14 protein-coding genes are annotated in these 15,199 nt (G+C 32.4%); 4 read left to right on the top strand and 10 right to left on the bottom strand.

Features of this window, described 5'->3' with window-relative positions; all coding sequences use genetic code 11:
* Positions 1-4: 4 nt before the first annotated feature.
* Positions 5-1,387, bottom strand: a complete 1,383-nt coding sequence (locus GKZ86_RS08975) for a TolC family protein (protein WP_154782776.1) — start codon at positions 1,385-1,387, stop codon at positions 5-7.
* A gap of 163 nt (positions 1,388-1,550) precedes the next feature.
* Here GKZ86_RS08975 and GKZ86_RS08970 point away from each other — a divergent pair, with 163 nt between their 5' ends.
* The 4 genes from GKZ86_RS08970 (at position 1,551) to GKZ86_RS08955 (ending at position 4,533) form a co-directional block, all read left to right on the top strand.
* Complete coding sequence (locus tag GKZ86_RS08970; RefSeq protein ID WP_154782775.1) at positions 1,551-2,591, top strand: sensor histidine kinase; 1,041 nt, start codon at positions 1,551-1,553, stop codon at positions 2,589-2,591.
* Positions 2,588-3,286 (top strand): LytTR family DNA-binding domain-containing protein, encoded by a 699-nt coding sequence (locus tag GKZ86_RS08965; protein WP_154782774.1) that lies wholly within the window; start codon positions 2,588-2,590, stop codon positions 3,284-3,286. The genes GKZ86_RS08970 and GKZ86_RS08965 overlap by 4 nt, the downstream gene beginning before the upstream one ends.
* 88 nt (positions 3,287-3,374) lie before the next feature.
* Positions 3,375-3,848, top strand: coding sequence for a PepSY-like domain-containing protein (locus tag GKZ86_RS08960; protein ID WP_154782773.1), 474 nt, complete (start codon positions 3,375-3,377; stop codon positions 3,846-3,848).
* Between the two features lie 172 nt (positions 3,849-4,020).
* The gene (locus tag GKZ86_RS08955; protein ID WP_154782772.1) at positions 4,021-4,533 is read left to right on the top strand and encodes a hypothetical protein; all 513 of its coding nucleotides are present in this window, start codon (positions 4,021-4,023) and stop codon (positions 4,531-4,533) included.
* Positions 4,534-4,628: 95 nt separating this feature from the next.
* On the opposite strand, the gene GKZ86_RS08950 is transcribed toward GKZ86_RS08955, so the two are convergent.
* From GKZ86_RS08950 to GKZ86_RS08910, 9 genes are all read right to left on the bottom strand, one after another.
* Positions 4,629-5,393, bottom strand: coding sequence for an SDR family NAD(P)-dependent oxidoreductase (locus tag GKZ86_RS08950; RefSeq protein ID WP_154782771.1), 765 nt, complete (start codon positions 5,391-5,393; stop codon positions 4,629-4,631).
* A gap of 125 nt (positions 5,394-5,518) precedes the next feature.
* Positions 5,519-6,244: an SDR family oxidoreductase gene (locus GKZ86_RS08945; protein ID WP_154782770.1), complete on the bottom strand. Its 726-nt coding sequence runs from the start codon at positions 6,242-6,244 to the stop codon at positions 5,519-5,521.
* Positions 6,245-6,527: 283 nt separating this feature from the next.
* Positions 6,528-7,451 (bottom strand): AraC family transcriptional regulator, encoded by a 924-nt coding sequence (locus tag GKZ86_RS08940; protein ID WP_154782769.1) that lies wholly within the window; start codon positions 7,449-7,451, stop codon positions 6,528-6,530.
* Positions 7,452-7,977: 526 nt separating this feature from the next.
* A complete protein-coding gene (locus GKZ86_RS08935) occupies positions 7,978-8,541 on the bottom strand; it encodes a 2'-5' RNA ligase family protein (protein WP_154782768.1) in 564 nt (187 codons plus the stop codon).
* 310 nt (positions 8,542-8,851) lie between these two features.
* Positions 8,852-10,222, bottom strand: a complete 1,371-nt coding sequence (locus GKZ86_RS08930; RefSeq protein WP_154782767.1) for an alginate export family protein — start codon at positions 10,220-10,222, stop codon at positions 8,852-8,854.
* A gap of 2 nt (positions 10,223-10,224) precedes the next feature.
* A complete protein-coding gene (locus GKZ86_RS08925) occupies positions 10,225-12,009 on the bottom strand; it encodes an amidohydrolase (RefSeq protein ID WP_154782766.1) in 1,785 nt (594 codons plus the stop codon).
* A gap of 171 nt (positions 12,010-12,180) precedes the next feature.
* Entirely contained in the window at positions 12,181-12,870 is a 690-nt protein-coding gene (locus GKZ86_RS08920) for a hydrolase (RefSeq protein WP_154782765.1), read from the bottom strand.
* 230 nt (positions 12,871-13,100) lie between these two features.
* Positions 13,101-13,415: a hypothetical protein gene (locus GKZ86_RS08915; protein ID WP_154782764.1), complete on the bottom strand. Its 315-nt coding sequence runs from the start codon at positions 13,413-13,415 to the stop codon at positions 13,101-13,103.
* A gap of 792 nt (positions 13,416-14,207) precedes the next feature.
* Positions 14,208-15,146: an alpha/beta hydrolase gene (locus tag GKZ86_RS08910; RefSeq protein ID WP_317173579.1), complete on the bottom strand. Its 939-nt coding sequence runs from the start codon at positions 15,144-15,146 to the stop codon at positions 14,208-14,210.
* Between the last annotated feature and the right edge of the window lie 53 nt (positions 15,147-15,199).

The following is a 15,199-nucleotide window of genomic DNA, read 5'->3' as shown; positions in this document are numbered from 1 at the left end:
CTAATTAAAATTCATTTATAAATAAGTCAAAATTGCCAGTTGCAGCCACTTTTAGCAAATACGATTGCCAAACATTATTATTGACAATATCGCGGTCAATTTCTGCACGGTTAAGTGTGTATAAAGTTTGCGTTATGTCTGTCAAAGTTGTTAAGCCGTTTTTGTATAAAGTCGATTTTTGCAAATAAGCCTGTTGCGCTGCATTCACCTGAATTGGAGCTTCGGCAAAATTGTCTAAAGTAATTTTTATTTTGTCATCAGCTAATGCTAATTGAGATTTTAATGCTCTGTCAGCCTGATTGTATTCTTCCTGTAAACCTTGAGAAACGTACTTTTGAGCGCTTACTTGTTTACTCATTCTAAACGGAGTAGTCAAATTCCAGCTAATTCCAATTCCCACCAAATAGTTGGTACGATCCGGATTTACGCCGTCCCAGTAATTTCTGCTAAATGAATTTTGATCTGTACCGTAATCAGAATTAAATCCTGAAGCACGCGTTTGCAAAACGCCAAAAGCAGTCATTGTTGGATAATAAAAGCGTTTGTATAATTTAACTTGCTGATTGCTGTAATCAATTCTCGTTTTGTATAATTGTAATAACGGATGTAAACTATCTGAAGCAATTCCGGTTAAAAGTTCTTTTGGAATTTGATTTACGAATAAAGTATCCGTAACAAAATCCTGTGGAGCAACGCCCATCAAATCAACCAGTTTATTGTTTTGTTCCTTGACGAAATTTCTCGCCTGATTCAAATCAATTTTAGCCTTAGAAACTTCGGCTGTAGCCAAGGTTGAATCTACTCCGGCCAATAATCCGTTCTTCACACGGGCTACGGCTGTCCTTTTAAAAACTTCGGCGCGGCTTAAATTCTTTTGTTGCGAAATCAGTAATCTCTGGCTAGCCAATAAATTAAGATAAGCGGCAGAAATTTTAATTTGCTGTTGAAACATTTCCTGTTTCAAATCGACTTCTTTGCTCTGAACATCAATTTTAGCCAAATTGATTCTTTCCTTTGTTTTTCCAAAAGTGAAAAAATCCCAGTTCATGTTGACTAAATAAAGCGCTCCAAAAGCAGAATTCCAGTTTTGATTCGGAAGTGCAGGTCCGGAAGAAGCAGTTCCTAAACCATTAAAACCATATAAAGCACCGTTTTGCCCATTAATGGTTCCGTAATCTTGTTGAGCCGATAAATTAAGATTGGGTAAATAATCGCGACGAGACTGTTTAAGCGTTTCTCGCGAAGCATTGGTGTAGTTGGCTTTTGCTCTTATAGAACCGTAGTTTTCAAGACCTGTTTTTATAGCTTCTTTTAAAGACAAGGTTTGTGAATAACCGATTGAGGCAAAAATCAAGAAAAATAATAAAGTAATTTTTTTGAAATACATAAACTCAAAGTGTGAAATTATAGCACAAAATTATTTCTCTTTAGCTGATAAAAGTCATCTTAAATGATGTAATACAATCAAAAATGACGAATTCAATTTGTCATAAAATGGAAATAAAAACTAAAAATTTGTGGTTAATTTGTAAACTATTTAAGTTTAAAAAATGACTAAAAAATTTGATAACATATTGGATAACAAATGGTGGCAGGAAATTGCCGTTGTTGCCTTCTCCTTTACGATTTATACTTTAAAAAATGACTGGATGTTGTTTAGTTCTTTTATTTCCATATTAATGGGGATTTTTTTCTACTTCATCCTGTACATGCACGCCCAGTTTAATCGTTTTTTTCTATTACCTATATTATTTAAAACCAGACGTCCGTTAACCTATATATTTTTGACACTTTTTGGAGTTTTTGTATTTTCTGTCATTTTATATGAAATTACAATGCTCGATATATTTAGCAGTTGTCGTTTGTATCAAAACTCACATCAGCGAAGTTATATCTACCAAATGGCAAGTGTTTTAGGAACTTTGGTTTGTATTTTGAGCCCGATTATTGTTTTTAAATTCTATAGAATTCACAGAAAACAAACCGATGAAACATTGTTGTTTAACCAAATGCAGCTCAATGCATTAAAAGGACAATTGAACCCGCATTTTTTATTTAATACTTTCAATACACTTTACGGCATTAGTTTAGAATTTCCGGACAGAACGCCGGATTTAATTATGAAAGTATCGCAACTTATGCGTTACCAGCTTGAAAGTAATAACAAACAATGTGTATCTTTAGAAGATGAACTGGAGTTTATAAACAGTTATGTTCAGCTTGAAAAAGAACGTGTGGCGTATCGTTGTGAAATTACATACGATTGTAAAATTGATAATGAAAACGCTTATAAAGTTTCGCCAATGTTATTAATTGCCTTTATAGAAAATGCTTTTAAACACGGAACCTGTGCTATCGAAAAGTGTTTTGTGCGAATCATTGTTACTGTCGAAAACGGTTTACTGCATTTACATGTTGTAAATTCAATTCCGAATAAAAAAACCGATGTTGTTTCGACTAAAATTGGTTTGAAAAATACCATTGAACGTTTGAACCTGATTTATGGAAAAGACTATAAATTGAATATTCAGGAAGATAAAAATACTTACATCGTAGATTTAAAATTACAACTGAAAAAGTTTGTTGAATGAGAGAATCCAAAAAATGCATTATTGTAGATGATGAACCAGCAGCGCATTATGTGTTAGCAAACTATATCAAACAAAATCCGCAATTAGAACTTGTTTTTCAGGGATATAATGGTATTGAAGCAATGGATTATCTTCGTGAAAACAAAGTCGATTTGATGTTTCTGGATATTAATATGCCCGAGATTTCAGGTATGGAATTATTGAAGATTATTCCAATACATCCTAAAACTATTTTAACAACCGCTTATTCTGAATTTGCACTGGAAAGTTATGATTACGGCGTTATTGATTATCTCTTAAAACCAATTTCTTTTCCAAGATTTTTAAAAGCAATTGATCGTTTTTTTGGAACAGAAAATGTAAAAATCAAAGAAGAAGAAGTTGCCGTTAATTCAGTAAGCGTAAAAGTTGATGGTTATTTTATTGATATTGAATTAGATCAGCTTTTGTTTGCGCAGAGTTTTGGTAATTATGTGAAATTGCATACCATCAAAAGAACTTATTTGGCATCGATAACAACAACAGAATTAGAAAAGTGCCTTCCGGAGAAAAAATTTATGCGAATTCATAAATCTTATATCATCGCAGTTGATAAAATAGAAGAGGTTGAAAAAGATTTTGTCATCATAAAAAAAGAAAGATTACCAATTGGAATAACCTATAAAAGGGAATTATTCGATCGATTAAAAAAATAAAGAAATTTTATAAAAATTCATTTTAAATTCATTTAAAAGTAGTAGTTTTAGTACTTATTTTTAGAAGTGTAATTTAAAACTTGAAATCATGAAAAACATAATTTTTGCTTTTATTTGTTCTTTCAGTAGTTTTTTAATGGCTCAAAATAATGTAAATTCTACTGAAAAAGTTACGCCGCCGGAAAAGGTCAGGTTTGCTTTTGAAAAAGAATATCCTAATAAAATACCGGTTTGGTCTTTAGAATATGTGGGAGATGATAATGATGAAATTCGTTATGAAGCAAAATACAATGCAAATCCAACAACAAAGGCATTAGCAGTTTATGATAATTTAGGACTTTTAAAAGCATACGAATTACAGATTCCGTTAAGTCAGCTTCCGCCAAAAGCGCAGGCCTATCTTAAAAAGAATTATCCCGCAAAAAATGTTCACGAAATAGCAGTAGTGACAGATGATAAAAACAAAACAACTTATGAAGTTGGAATAGAAAAAAATGGAGCATTTTATGATGTTGTTTTTGATAAAAACGGAGGTTTTGATGTCATAATCCAGAAAGATTAAATTAAGATTGCTTACTAATTCAATTATATTTAAAAAGGGCAAACCCGATAAGTTTTTAAACTTATCGGGTTTTGTTTTTTATAGAAAATATTCTAAACATTATTTTATTTCTTAAATAAATGTAGTAATTTTACTACCTTAAAGCTGGTTATTTAATTAATAAAATATTATAATGAAAAACTTTTTTTTATTTATCGCCTTTTTATATTGTCATTTTTTAATTGCACAAAGTATTTTGCAGCCAACAGAGAATATAAGATTGGCTTTTGAAAAACAATATCCTCAAAAAAAGCCATACTGGACGATGGAATATGGTAAGAATGAAAACGATATTAGATTTGCAGCAAAATTTACGACGACAGCAAAAACTCAGGCTTATGCCGTTTATGACAGCGATGCAAATTTAAAATTATATAAAGAGCAAATTTCAACCGATAAATTACCAAAAGATGCCCAACTTTATCTTGATGCCAATTATCCGGTTAAATCAAATTCGAAACCAAGCTCGAAATCAAAAACTAAAACAAAAACCAAAGCTGTAGTCGTAACTGCAAGAGAATCATATTCTGTTGTTGATGCTAAAAACAAAACAACTTATGAAGTAAGGACTAAAAAAGATGGAAAAAATTATAATCTGATTTTTGATACTGAAGGAAACTTAATTAAAACAATTGAAATAGGATAAAAAAATACTAATCACAATATATTTAAAAACAACAAACCCGACAATTCAGAAGTCTCTGAATTGTCGGGTTTAATTCTTTACGAATAGAAATCAGATTATAAATTCATTCCGCCAGAAACTTCAATACGTTGTGCGTTTACCCAACGAGCATCTTCGGTACATAAAAAAGCTACAACTCCGCCAATATCATCTGGTAAACCAACTCTTCCTAAAGCTGTAATTGATGCCAGATTTTTGTTTAATTGTTCATTATCACGAACAACGCCGCCACCAAAATCAGTTTCAATAGCTCCAGGCGCTACAACATTTACTTTAATCTGTCTTTCGCCTAATTCTTTTGCCTGATATTTTGTCAAAGTTTCGATTGCACCTTTCATAGAAGCGTAAGCTGCATAACCAGGAGATGAAAATCTTGCCAATCCGGTAGAAATATTAATAATTCCTCCGCCATTATTCATTACAGCCAAAGCTTTTTGAGTTAAGAAAAATGGCCCTTTGAATTGAATATTAGTCAATTGATCAAACTCTTCTTCTGTTGTTCCAATAAATGAATTATGAATTCCGATTCCGGCATTGTTTACCAAAAAATCGAATTTATCAGTTTTGAAAGTTTCTTTTAAAGTCGAAGAAATACCTTCGAAAAAAGCATCAAAAGATTTAGAATCAGCAACATTTAGCTGAAGCGCAGCTGCTTTTTGACCTAATTTTTCAATTTCTGTTACAACAGCATCAGCTTCTTCTTTTTTACTGTTGTACGTAATAATAACGTCAATTCCTTTTTTGGCAATTGCAATCGCCATATTTTTCCCTAAACCTCTGCTACCGCCAGTAACAAGAGCAATTTTTGTATTTACTGCCATTTTTATAATTGTTAATTATTGATTGTTAATTATTGATTGATTGTTGTTTGTTGTTTGTTGTTTGTTGTTTGTGGTGAGATGTAAAATGTTTTTTCAATTAACAATTCACCATTTACAATTAACAATTAAGAAGAATGTAATGCGTTAAATGAAGCTTTTAATTCTGGCACACTTGCGTTTAATCTTGTTTCACTTGTTCCAAAAGTAAGTTCTTCTTTTCCTCCTTTTAATTGTTCAAAAATAGATACAATAAAATCACTCACGCTTGGATGTGCATCATGTAAACCAACTCCACCAAGATCTGTGTTAAGTGCAGGCGGAATAACTTCGATTACTTCGATATTTTTTGATTTCAATAAATGACGCAATGAAAGCGTAAACGAGCGAAAAAATGCTTTTGTAGCCGAGTAAACAGGAACTTTTGCGAAAGGCGAAAAGGCCAATCCCGAAGTTACATTCATTACCGTAGTAAGCGATTTTAGATTTATAAATAATGAAGTTAAATGTAATGGTGCTTCAATATTTGTAGCAAGCTCAGCTTTCATACTTTCGTAGAAATCAGCATCAGTAACTGAAACCCATTTTTGAATTCCCGCATTATTAATTAAAACATTTAAATCAGGATGATTTTCAGCAATCCATTCATAAAGAGCTACACGATCTTTCTCATCTGATAAGTCGCATACTTTTGTAATTACTGATGGAAATTTTGCTTTAACTTCATTTAAAACTGATTCCCTGCGGCCGCAAATAATTACGGTATTATTCTCTTCAATAAATCTTTGGGTAAGTCCAAGTCCTATACCGCTTGCACCGCCAGTTATTAAAATTTTGTTGTTTGATAAATTCATCTTTTCTATCTTTTAAATTGATAAGACAAAGGTAGGAGCAAAGTAGGGTTGGGGAATTGTAAATATCAAACCGATGTTTGCAAAATTCAAATCAGGGAAGTGAAATTAAAAATTAAAAATCGAGAATTAAAAATTTCAAATTTCAATTCTCATTTTATGTCTTCCTGAGCGATCCCGAAGCTTCGGAGGACAAAGCGTGGCACAACTATTCTACAATAATCTAAAATCTAAAATCAACAATCTAAAATCAACAATCTAAAATCAACAATCTAAAATCAACATTCTACAATCTAAACGCTAAAGGCGTTATAGAAGTTTGTTTTTTAAAGAAGTTAGAGAAATGTGCCAGTTCTTCAAAACCTAATGAAAAGGCGATTTCAGATATATTCCAGTCTGTTTGTTTTAAAAGTACTTTCGCTTCGTTTATTAAACGGCTGCTGATTAATTCTGTGGTAGTTTTTCCGGTGTTTTCTTTTAATACCTTATTAAGATGGTTTACGTGAACCGATAGTCTTTCAGCAAAATCTTTGGCCGTTCTAAGCTCAAGTCTTTGATGCGGAGATTCTATAGGGAATTGTCTTTCTAATAATTCAGCAAATAAAGACGAAACTCTTGCTGCCGAATTATGTTTAGAATAAAGCGCTGTTATTGGTTGTAATTTTTGTCCGAAGTGAATTAATTCAGCGACATAATTCCGAATCAAATCGTATTTATATACATAATCAGAATTGATTTCTTTTTGTATTTTGTTGAAAATCAGTGTGACTTCCTGAACTTCATCATCATTAAGCTGAAAGATTGGATAACCATCCGAAGCAAAAATAGGAAGTTCGTCTAAATCAATTCCGCTTTTAGTTTTAGATAAAAACTCACTTGTAAACACGCAAAACTGTCCCGATTGATTGGTGTCTTGCGGTACATAATTATAAGGAATTTTAGGTGTAGCAAATAAAAGCCCCTGTTTTTCAATTTCAATTATTTTATCAGCGTATTCAGCTCTATTGTGACCTTTTATCAAACTTATTTTATAATAAGCCCTGCGATCATAAGGCATAATCGATTTTCCCTGAAGACGCTCAAGCAGTTCTTTAATATCAAAAACATTAAAATGACCAATCTCTTTTTGAATGTCGTTTGGCAATAAGGAATTTGGTTCGACAGTTGAACCTTCGGTTATATCTTTATAAAATGAATCAAGTGATTTCATATTGTTGTGAATTGTAAAATTCAAATATACGAAATTTTTAAGAGTTGTTTTTTTGTTTCAGGTTTAAAGTTTCAGGTTGCTTGACTTTGTGGTTTTGAGTGCAGTTTTGTCATCCTGATCCCGAAGCTTCGGGAGAAGGATCACACTAGAGACTCCGCAAACAAAATCGCTAATCTTTGTCGAATTATTTTATGTGATTTACTTCGTCTGTTCGCTATCGCTAGAGTCTCGTTCCTCGAAATGACACACTTTACGGATTGAGTGATAGAAAACTTTGCGACTTTGCTTTCGATGACTATTGGGATTGTGAGATTTTTTTTCACGCAGATTTTGCAGATTAAGCAGATTTTTTTCTCGCATTTTGTGTCATTTCGACGGAGGAGAAATCTCACTCGGAGCTCTACAAAGATTGGCGATTTTGTTTGTCGAATTACTTTATGTGATTTCTCCTCCGTCGAAATGACACACTTTGCGAGGAAATCTAAAAGAAAAAAACTTTGTGCCTTAGCGTCTTTGTGGCAAAAATCTAAAACAAACTTCCCTGAACAAACTCAGGTTGCGAATTTCCATTAAAAGAAAAAGTATCAATTATAAAAAACTGTTTTTTAACAGGATCTAATTCTCTTAAAACAATTTTCTTACACAAAAAATCAATTTCTATAGTGGTGAAAATTTGTGACGCTATTTTAAGATTTTCAGGAGTTAACTTTCTGCCAATAGACATATGCGGATCGTCGCTTTTTTTGAGCTTCAAAGGTTTCAAAGATTCCTGAACCTTTTTCATAATGGGTTTTAGATTGTTTTTGGAATCTTCAATAGGAGAGATGTAAAAAGCACCGCTCATTTCATAAGATCCAAAATGATCTAAATAAACTTGAAATGGAGTAAAAGTATCACAGGTTTTAAAAAGCTTTTGCTTGTATTTGTCTATTTGAGATTCTTCGATTGTAAATTCGCAGATTGTGATATGCGCTACAGAATTGCAGCTGTTATACCAATCTATTTTGCTCTTTAAATAATCCTTCATCGTTTTGACTGAATCAATAACATCTTGCGAAGGATAAATGGCAACCGAATACTTTTTTTCCATTTTATAGGTTTGGGTTACACAAATTTAGAATTTAAATTGAGTTAGTTCTGTGTAATAAATTAATATTCACGAAGTTTTTTCAATAGAAAATGGCAGCTTAAAATTATAAATAATTGTATTCCTAATAATATTAAAAGTCTTCCGTAATTAGTAAAAACATTTATTCCCTGAATCAAATATAAAGTTAAAAAGAAGACAGTCAAATAAATTGATAGATGCCCAAGTTGTTTTATATAAAGAATAAAATTGATTAGATTTTCTTTTTTCATTGGACATTTCTCATCATTAAACTTTTTTAGCTTACACAAATTTAAAATTTAAATTGAGCTGTCAAAGCGCCATAAAAATAATCTTTTCCAGAACCCACTTCTTTTAAAAATGAACCCGCATTAAACCAGGCGCCTTCTACAGACAGCGTTAAAAACGAATTTACCGTATAATCAAAATTAGAGATCAATTGTGTACCTACAAAACGTTCGGTTGTGTCTTTTCCGGAATATAAGAGTTGCATATTTGGTGCGTATAAACCGTCTCTTATGGTTTGTCTCCAAAAAATATCATAGTCAATTCCAAAACCTAATTTTTCAGTTAAATCCAAAGCAATTGAAGGATGAATATCAATTAAGTTTGCCGGACCAATTAAACCGACTAAACCAAAATAAGCACCTTTTGGGTACAATGGATTAAAGGTTTCCAAACGATTATCGCCGCTGTTTTTATCTCCGGAAATGATTTCTGTTTTTAAACCAAGTTCAGGATTAAATTTAATGTTTTCAAACGTATATGATGTATTAGACGAAAGCGTCCAGGCAGCAATGGTTTTGTTGTTAAGAGTTCCAAATTGATAAAGACCTTCAAAATCATATTTCCAGTTTCCTTTAGATTTCCAGATTCTGGTTCCAAATGAATGTCTGGTTTCTTCGCCAATAGCATCATCAAAAACAGCTCTGTTTTTCCATAATCCTAAATAATACAAATCTACATTTTGAATAAAAGGCACTTTATGAATTACGGTATAACTTCCCCAAAGCTTGGCATTATCATTAAAATCATCATTAAAAATACCCGGAACATTCGCAATTGGATGTGTATAAAAAGCATCTGTCTGCCAGTTTTTATCTTTGAAAAATAACTTCATTCCGTCATAAGAAAGTCTGCTGTTTGGACGTTCGCGAACACTTATTAAGCGTTGCGAGCCATAAGACATTTCCTGTCTTCCCACGCGAAATGTAAATTGTTGGTTTACGTTTCTAAGAAAATCAACATCCAAAAAAGCCTGATGAAGATCTAATTTATTTTCATCAACCGGACTCGGATCGATTTTACTGTTTGCTAAACTGCTTTGAAGTTCAACAAAAGTCCTGAAAATTCCGAAATGAACATCAGCATTCAGTAAAAATCGGGAAAGTAAATAGCCATCGCCGCTGTCGGTTTCGTCGCCCCATTTATCATTAACGGTATACGTATATTGTTCTCTGATTTCACCGCCAATTGTAGTGTAGAATTTATCATTTTTTCCTAGCGGAATATATTTGATTTTTTCGTATAAATTTTTGACAGAATCAGTTTTAAGATAGCTGAAATCATCATCATATCGAACTTTTTGAAATACTGGTTTTTGTTGTGCATTTGCAGAAAAAATGAACCCAAAAACCAGCAATAAATAGCATATATTCTTCATAATTAGTTTTTTTGATATCCTCCAAAATAATTTACAGGACTCCAATCCGGAATTGCTTTTGGTGTTGGGTTTGCAAATGTTCTAAAATCATTATCGGCATAAACTACTTTTCCGTTTACAACAGTAAGTTTCGATTCAATATTTAAGATTTTCTCTTCTTGTGTATTAAAATAATCATCAGAAAGAATAGCGAAATCAGCCAGATTATTTTCTTTTAGCATTCCTCGGTCTTTTTCTAAATTGATTAATTGTGCGCTTCCGTAAGTAAATAATTTTAAAGCATTTGTTCTGTCCTGAATATTTTCGTCAGCCATATATTTTAAACCGCCCAAAGTTTTTCCCGTTGTTAACCAATATAAACCAACCCACGGATTGTAACTTGCAACACGGGTTCCGTCAGTTCCCATTCCAACTTTAATTCCCATTTCGAGTATTTTTTTAAGTGGAACTGTATTTGCAGCAGCCGTTTTTCCATATCTTTTAATGAAACTTTCACCCTGATACGCCATTCTGTGCTGAATTGCCAATCCGCCGTTTAAAGCTTTTATGCGTTTTAAATTTTCTAAAGAAACCGTTTCTCCATGATCGAAAAACCATAAAAGTCCGTTTAAAGGCGTTTCTTTATTAATATCTTCAATAACATTCAAAAACCTTGTAATGCTCTCGTTATAAGTAGCGTGAATTCTAAATGGCCATCTGTTTTTAATTAATAGAGATAAAACTTCTTTCAATTGTCCTTCCATTGCCGGACTTAATTCAGGTCTTGGTTTGTCGAAATTTTCAAAATCTCCCGCGCTCATTACTAAATTTTCTCCCGCGCCCTGAGCATGATATTCTACTTTACCCGTATCATGATCGTCACAACCTTCACCAATTTCAACAGTGCTTACCCATTTACTGTAATCATTAAGTTCGTTTCCTGCTTTTTGAGCAAATAAATAATAAGGCATTCTTACGGTTAGATCACTGTCTTTGCATAAACCATTTGTTACGCCATAATCATCCGGAAAGTTTTGAAATCCGCCGCCTGCATCGATAATAGCAGTTACGCCAAGACGATTCATTTCGGTCATAAATTGTTTTGTAGAATTTACTTTTTCGTCTGGAGTTAATTCAGGAAGTTTAGAAAGTGTTGAGTATAGAATAAAAGCATTTGGTTCAGCTACTAATAATCCGGTTGGGTTACCGTTGGCATCTTTTTCAACAAGTCCGCCATTTGGATTTGGTGTGTTGTCATCAATTTTTAAAGCTTCAATTCCTGCTTTATTTAAATAAGCATGACCGTATAAATGCAATATAAAAGCTGGAACATCTCCTGTAGCTTCATTAATTTCGGCTAAAGTTGGCAATCTTTTTTCTTCAAACTGATACGCATTCCAGCCTCCAACAACACGAACCCATTGTCCTTTTGGAGTTCTTTGTGCTTGTTCTTTCAACATTGCCAAAGCTCTTTTTAGAGATCGAACGCCATCCCAGCGCAATTCGGTATTAAAGAATCTTCCTCCGCGAATAATATGCATGTGAGAATCAAATATTCCCGGAATTATTACTTTTCCTTTGGCATCAATTACAGTCGTGTTTTTATTTTTTAGTTTTAATATTTCACTGTTTTTTCCCGTTTTCAGAATTTTTCCATCGGCAACAGCCATAGCTTCAACGATTGTATTTTTATCATCTAAGGTATGAATAACAGCATGATGAACGATTAAAGTAGCTTTTTTGCCTTGAGCGAAAACAGGAAGCGAAAGGATTAAAAGAAACGCTAATATTTTAAAAGTAAGTTTCATAATAATGGTTTTTGGGTAAAAAAAAGACTGTACGTTTTATACAGCCTTATTAGGTAGATTAAAAATTGAGAATTAAAAATTAAAAAAGTTTAAAGAGTGTCGTTTAATTTTTCACACAGATTGAGGAGATTTTTAATTTTTAATTCTAAATTTTTAATTAAAAAATATAAATTAGTGTTTCAACATTTCATGTGCATATTGAATACCAACTCCGTAAGCACCACCGTATTTTTTAGCTAAATCAGTAACTGCCGCATAAGTTTCCTGACGAGCCCAGTCGCGTTGTAATTCTAATAAATATTGTAATGAAGTGATTGGGTGAGCACCAGCCTGAACCATACGTGTAATCGCCATTTCGTGCGCTTCTTTAGAAACATCTGCACTTGCATCTGTAATTACATACACATCATAACCTTCTGCAATTGCTGATAATGTTGGTCCAACGATACAAACGCTTGTCCATAAACCACCAAAAACTAATTTCTTTTTACCTTTTTCGGTAATTGCTTTGTAGGCAGGAACATCTTCCCAGGTATTCATTGAAGTACGATCGATATAGTTTGAAGTTTTTTGTGGGTAGAATTCTTCGATTTCACGGAAAACAGGTCCACTAAATGATTTTTCAGCAACAGTTGTTACAATTGTTGGAACTTTGAAAATTTTTGAAGCACCTGCTACTAAAGCAGTATTGTTGCGAAGCTGATCAATTGGAGTACTTCCTACGGCGAATGCCATTTGGCTTTCATAATCGATAAGAACTAAAGTGTGGTTTGTTGGACTTAATAAAGCCGGACTTGGTTTTTGTGCGAAACCAATAAAAGTAACGAATAATAATGCTGCTGTTAAGATTAATTTTTTCATGATAATGTGATTTTGTTGTGAATAAAAATGTTTTTTAAAAATTATTTGCTTTTGATTTTCAAGGTATTGCATTCAAATAAAATGCCTTGTTTGTAATGTGTTGATTTTAAAAGGTTTTTCAGAAAAGGCAATAAAGATTTTAACGATATATCGTCAATTGAAAATTGGATATTCGTGAATGAAATATTTTAAAGCTTTTTAATGAATTTTAAAAAGGAAAATGCTGGTACCTAATTTTTTCCTTTTAGATATAATCGGTGAAGAATTTCAGATTTTAGTAAACCGCTTCCTCCGCCAAAATGTTCAATTACTTCTACTTCTGGCTGATTTTTTAAGCAAAAAGAAGTAAATTCTTTTTCGATATGATCTTCGATTCCGGAACTCAACAGAACAATATCGATTTTGTGATTTTGAAAGTATTCCTGAGCTTCTTTTTCGTCGTTGAAAGCAATTGCATTCCAGTTTGCATCTGCATTTACAAGTCGAAGTAAAATGGCCAGTATCGCTTCGTTTTTTCCGAGTAATAAGAATTCAAGAGTTTTCATTTTTTTTAGTTTTAAAGTTACTATTCCGAAGCTTCGGGACTGATTTGCTGAATCTTTTAAAATTTCAGTTTGACAGAATTTGTAATTTCTTTAGCAAATTTACTTGTTTCATCATAGCTTCAACTTAATCTAGAATAAGAAAAAAAGCTTCTAAGTTTTTGAGCTACTAAGTGGCTAAGTTTTCTTTTAGATATTCATTTCAGTTTTTGACAGAACTTGTAATTTACTTAGCAAATTTATTCCTTTTTCAACGGCTTCAACTTAATCTAGAATAAGAAAGGTTCTGAGGTTCTTAGTGGCTAAGTTTTTCTTTTAGATTTTAATTTCAGTTTTTGACAGAACTTGTAATTTATTTAGCAAATTTATTTCTTTCTCAACAGCTTCAACTTAATCTAGAATAAGAAAAAAGAGTTACTGTGCCGAAGTCTCGGGACTGAGCTATTAAGTTGCTAAGTTTTTTTTAAAATAATTGTAGGGAAAAACTAAGAACCTTAGATACTTAGCGTCTTTAAAGAAAAAAAACTTTTCAAAATGTGGAAAGCCGTAAGGAATTTTAAAAAGTAGCTTTTAGTTTTGTGGTATAGAATTAAAGCCAATGATTTTTTTGCCTTTTTAAACATCATTTTACTTCTATGAAGAGTTTTTTTGGAAAAACAATTTAGTTAAAAAAGAAAATTTGACATATTCATTTGATCGTGGATCGTTGTAGAAATTTACAAACAATACAATAAAGTCTAATTTTTATTATGGTTTTTAGATTTAGTTATAGCTAAATCTAAAAACCTTTTTTATTTAGTAATTGTTGCTTTTAAGCCATTCTTCGCAAGATTTTGTCCAGAATTTGCTGGTATCATTTACACCAAGACCAAAACCGTGACCACCTTTTTCATACAAATGTAACTCTGCTGTAACTCCGTTTTTCTTAAGTGCCAGATAATAGTTAATACTGTTTTCAGGTAAAACGGCACCATCATCTGTGGCGTGAATTAAAAAAGCGGGCGGAGTTTGAGCGGTAACCTTTTTTTCATTAGAATAAGAATCTATCAATTCCTGCGAAGCATTTTCTCCTAATAAACTAACCTGAGAACCTTTATGGGTGATATCATTTTGCATCGAAATAACGGGATAAATCAAAAGAGAAAAATCCGGACGCGCACTTACTTTTGATGAAGTTTCGTATACGCGATCATCATAATGTGTAGATAAAGTCGATGCAAGATGTCCGCCTGCAGAAAATCCCATAACACCAATTTTATTCGGATCAATATTCCATTTCGCAGCATTTTGTCTCACAACACGTATCGCTTCCTGCGCGTCTTGCAAAGGACCAACATTTTTATTGGTCATGATTAAATCGCTCGGTAATCTGTACTTTAAAACAAAAGCAACAATACCTAAACTATTAAACCATTCCGCTACTTTGGTTCCTTCCTTGTCAATCGCTAAGTGCTGGTATCCACCGCCGGGTAAGATAATTACAGCCGTTTGATTCAGTTTAATTCCAGAAGGTAAAAACACACTCAAAGTTGGTATAGAAACCAAACTTGTACTTTGTACTTTTCCGTCTTTAATAATTTCTTTTTCTTTATAATCCGGAGCTTTTATTTCTTGTGGAATTACTTTCCATAAAGGCAGAACCTGATTTTGCGCTTGTATTTGACTGATCATTCCGAAAAGGAAAATCAAGTTTAAGAATGGATTGTTTATGAGGAAATTTTTTAAGTTTTTCACTTTAGATAAGATTTGTTACTATTATGTTTTTCGGTCAAATTCAAATTTATATC

The sequence above is a fragment of the Flavobacterium sp. LC2016-13 genome (genome assembly GCF_009707955.1).
In the GTDB taxonomy this organism is placed as follows: Bacteria; Bacteroidota; Bacteroidia; order Flavobacteriales; family Flavobacteriaceae; genus Flavobacterium.
This window is presented reverse-complemented; position numbering and strand designations above follow the sequence as displayed.

Excerpts from the sequence above, each read along its gene's own strand:
- GKZ86_RS08975 (WP_154782776.1), bottom strand. The coding sequence starts at position 1,387 with ATGTATTTCAAAAAAATTACTTTATTATTTTTCTTGATTTTTGCCTCA.
- GKZ86_RS08970 (WP_154782775.1), top strand. The coding sequence starts at position 1,551 with ATGACTAAAAAATTTGATAACATATTGGATAACAAATGGTGGCAGGAA.
- GKZ86_RS08965 (WP_154782774.1), top strand. The coding sequence starts at position 2,588 with ATGAGAGAATCCAAAAAATGCATTATTGTAGATGATGAACCAGCAGCG.
- GKZ86_RS08960 (WP_154782773.1), top strand. The coding sequence starts at position 3,375 with ATGAAAAACATAATTTTTGCTTTTATTTGTTCTTTCAGTAGTTTTTTA.
- GKZ86_RS08955 (WP_154782772.1), top strand. The coding sequence starts at position 4,021 with ATGAAAAACTTTTTTTTATTTATCGCCTTTTTATATTGTCATTTTTTA.
- GKZ86_RS08950 (WP_154782771.1), bottom strand. The coding sequence starts at position 5,393 with ATGGCAGTAAATACAAAAATTGCTCTTGTTACTGGCGGTAGCAGAGGT.
- GKZ86_RS08945 (WP_154782770.1), bottom strand. The coding sequence starts at position 6,244 with ATGAATTTATCAAACAACAAAATTTTAATAACTGGCGGTGCAAGCGGT.
- GKZ86_RS08940 (WP_154782769.1), bottom strand. The coding sequence starts at position 7,451 with ATGAAATCACTTGATTCATTTTATAAAGATATAACCGAAGGTTCAACT.
- GKZ86_RS08935 (WP_154782768.1), bottom strand. The coding sequence starts at position 8,541 with ATGGAAAAAAAGTATTCGGTTGCCATTTATCCTTCGCAAGATGTTATT.
- GKZ86_RS08930 (WP_154782767.1), bottom strand. The coding sequence starts at position 10,222 with ATGAAGAATATATGCTATTTATTGCTGGTTTTTGGGTTCATTTTTTCT.
- GKZ86_RS08925 (WP_154782766.1), bottom strand. The coding sequence starts at position 12,009 with ATGAAACTTACTTTTAAAATATTAGCGTTTCTTTTAATCCTTTCGCTT.
- GKZ86_RS08920 (WP_154782765.1), bottom strand. The coding sequence starts at position 12,870 with ATGAAAAAATTAATCTTAACAGCAGCATTATTATTCGTTACTTTTATT.
- GKZ86_RS08915 (WP_154782764.1), bottom strand. The coding sequence starts at position 13,415 with ATGAAAACTCTTGAATTCTTATTACTCGGAAAAAACGAAGCGATACTG.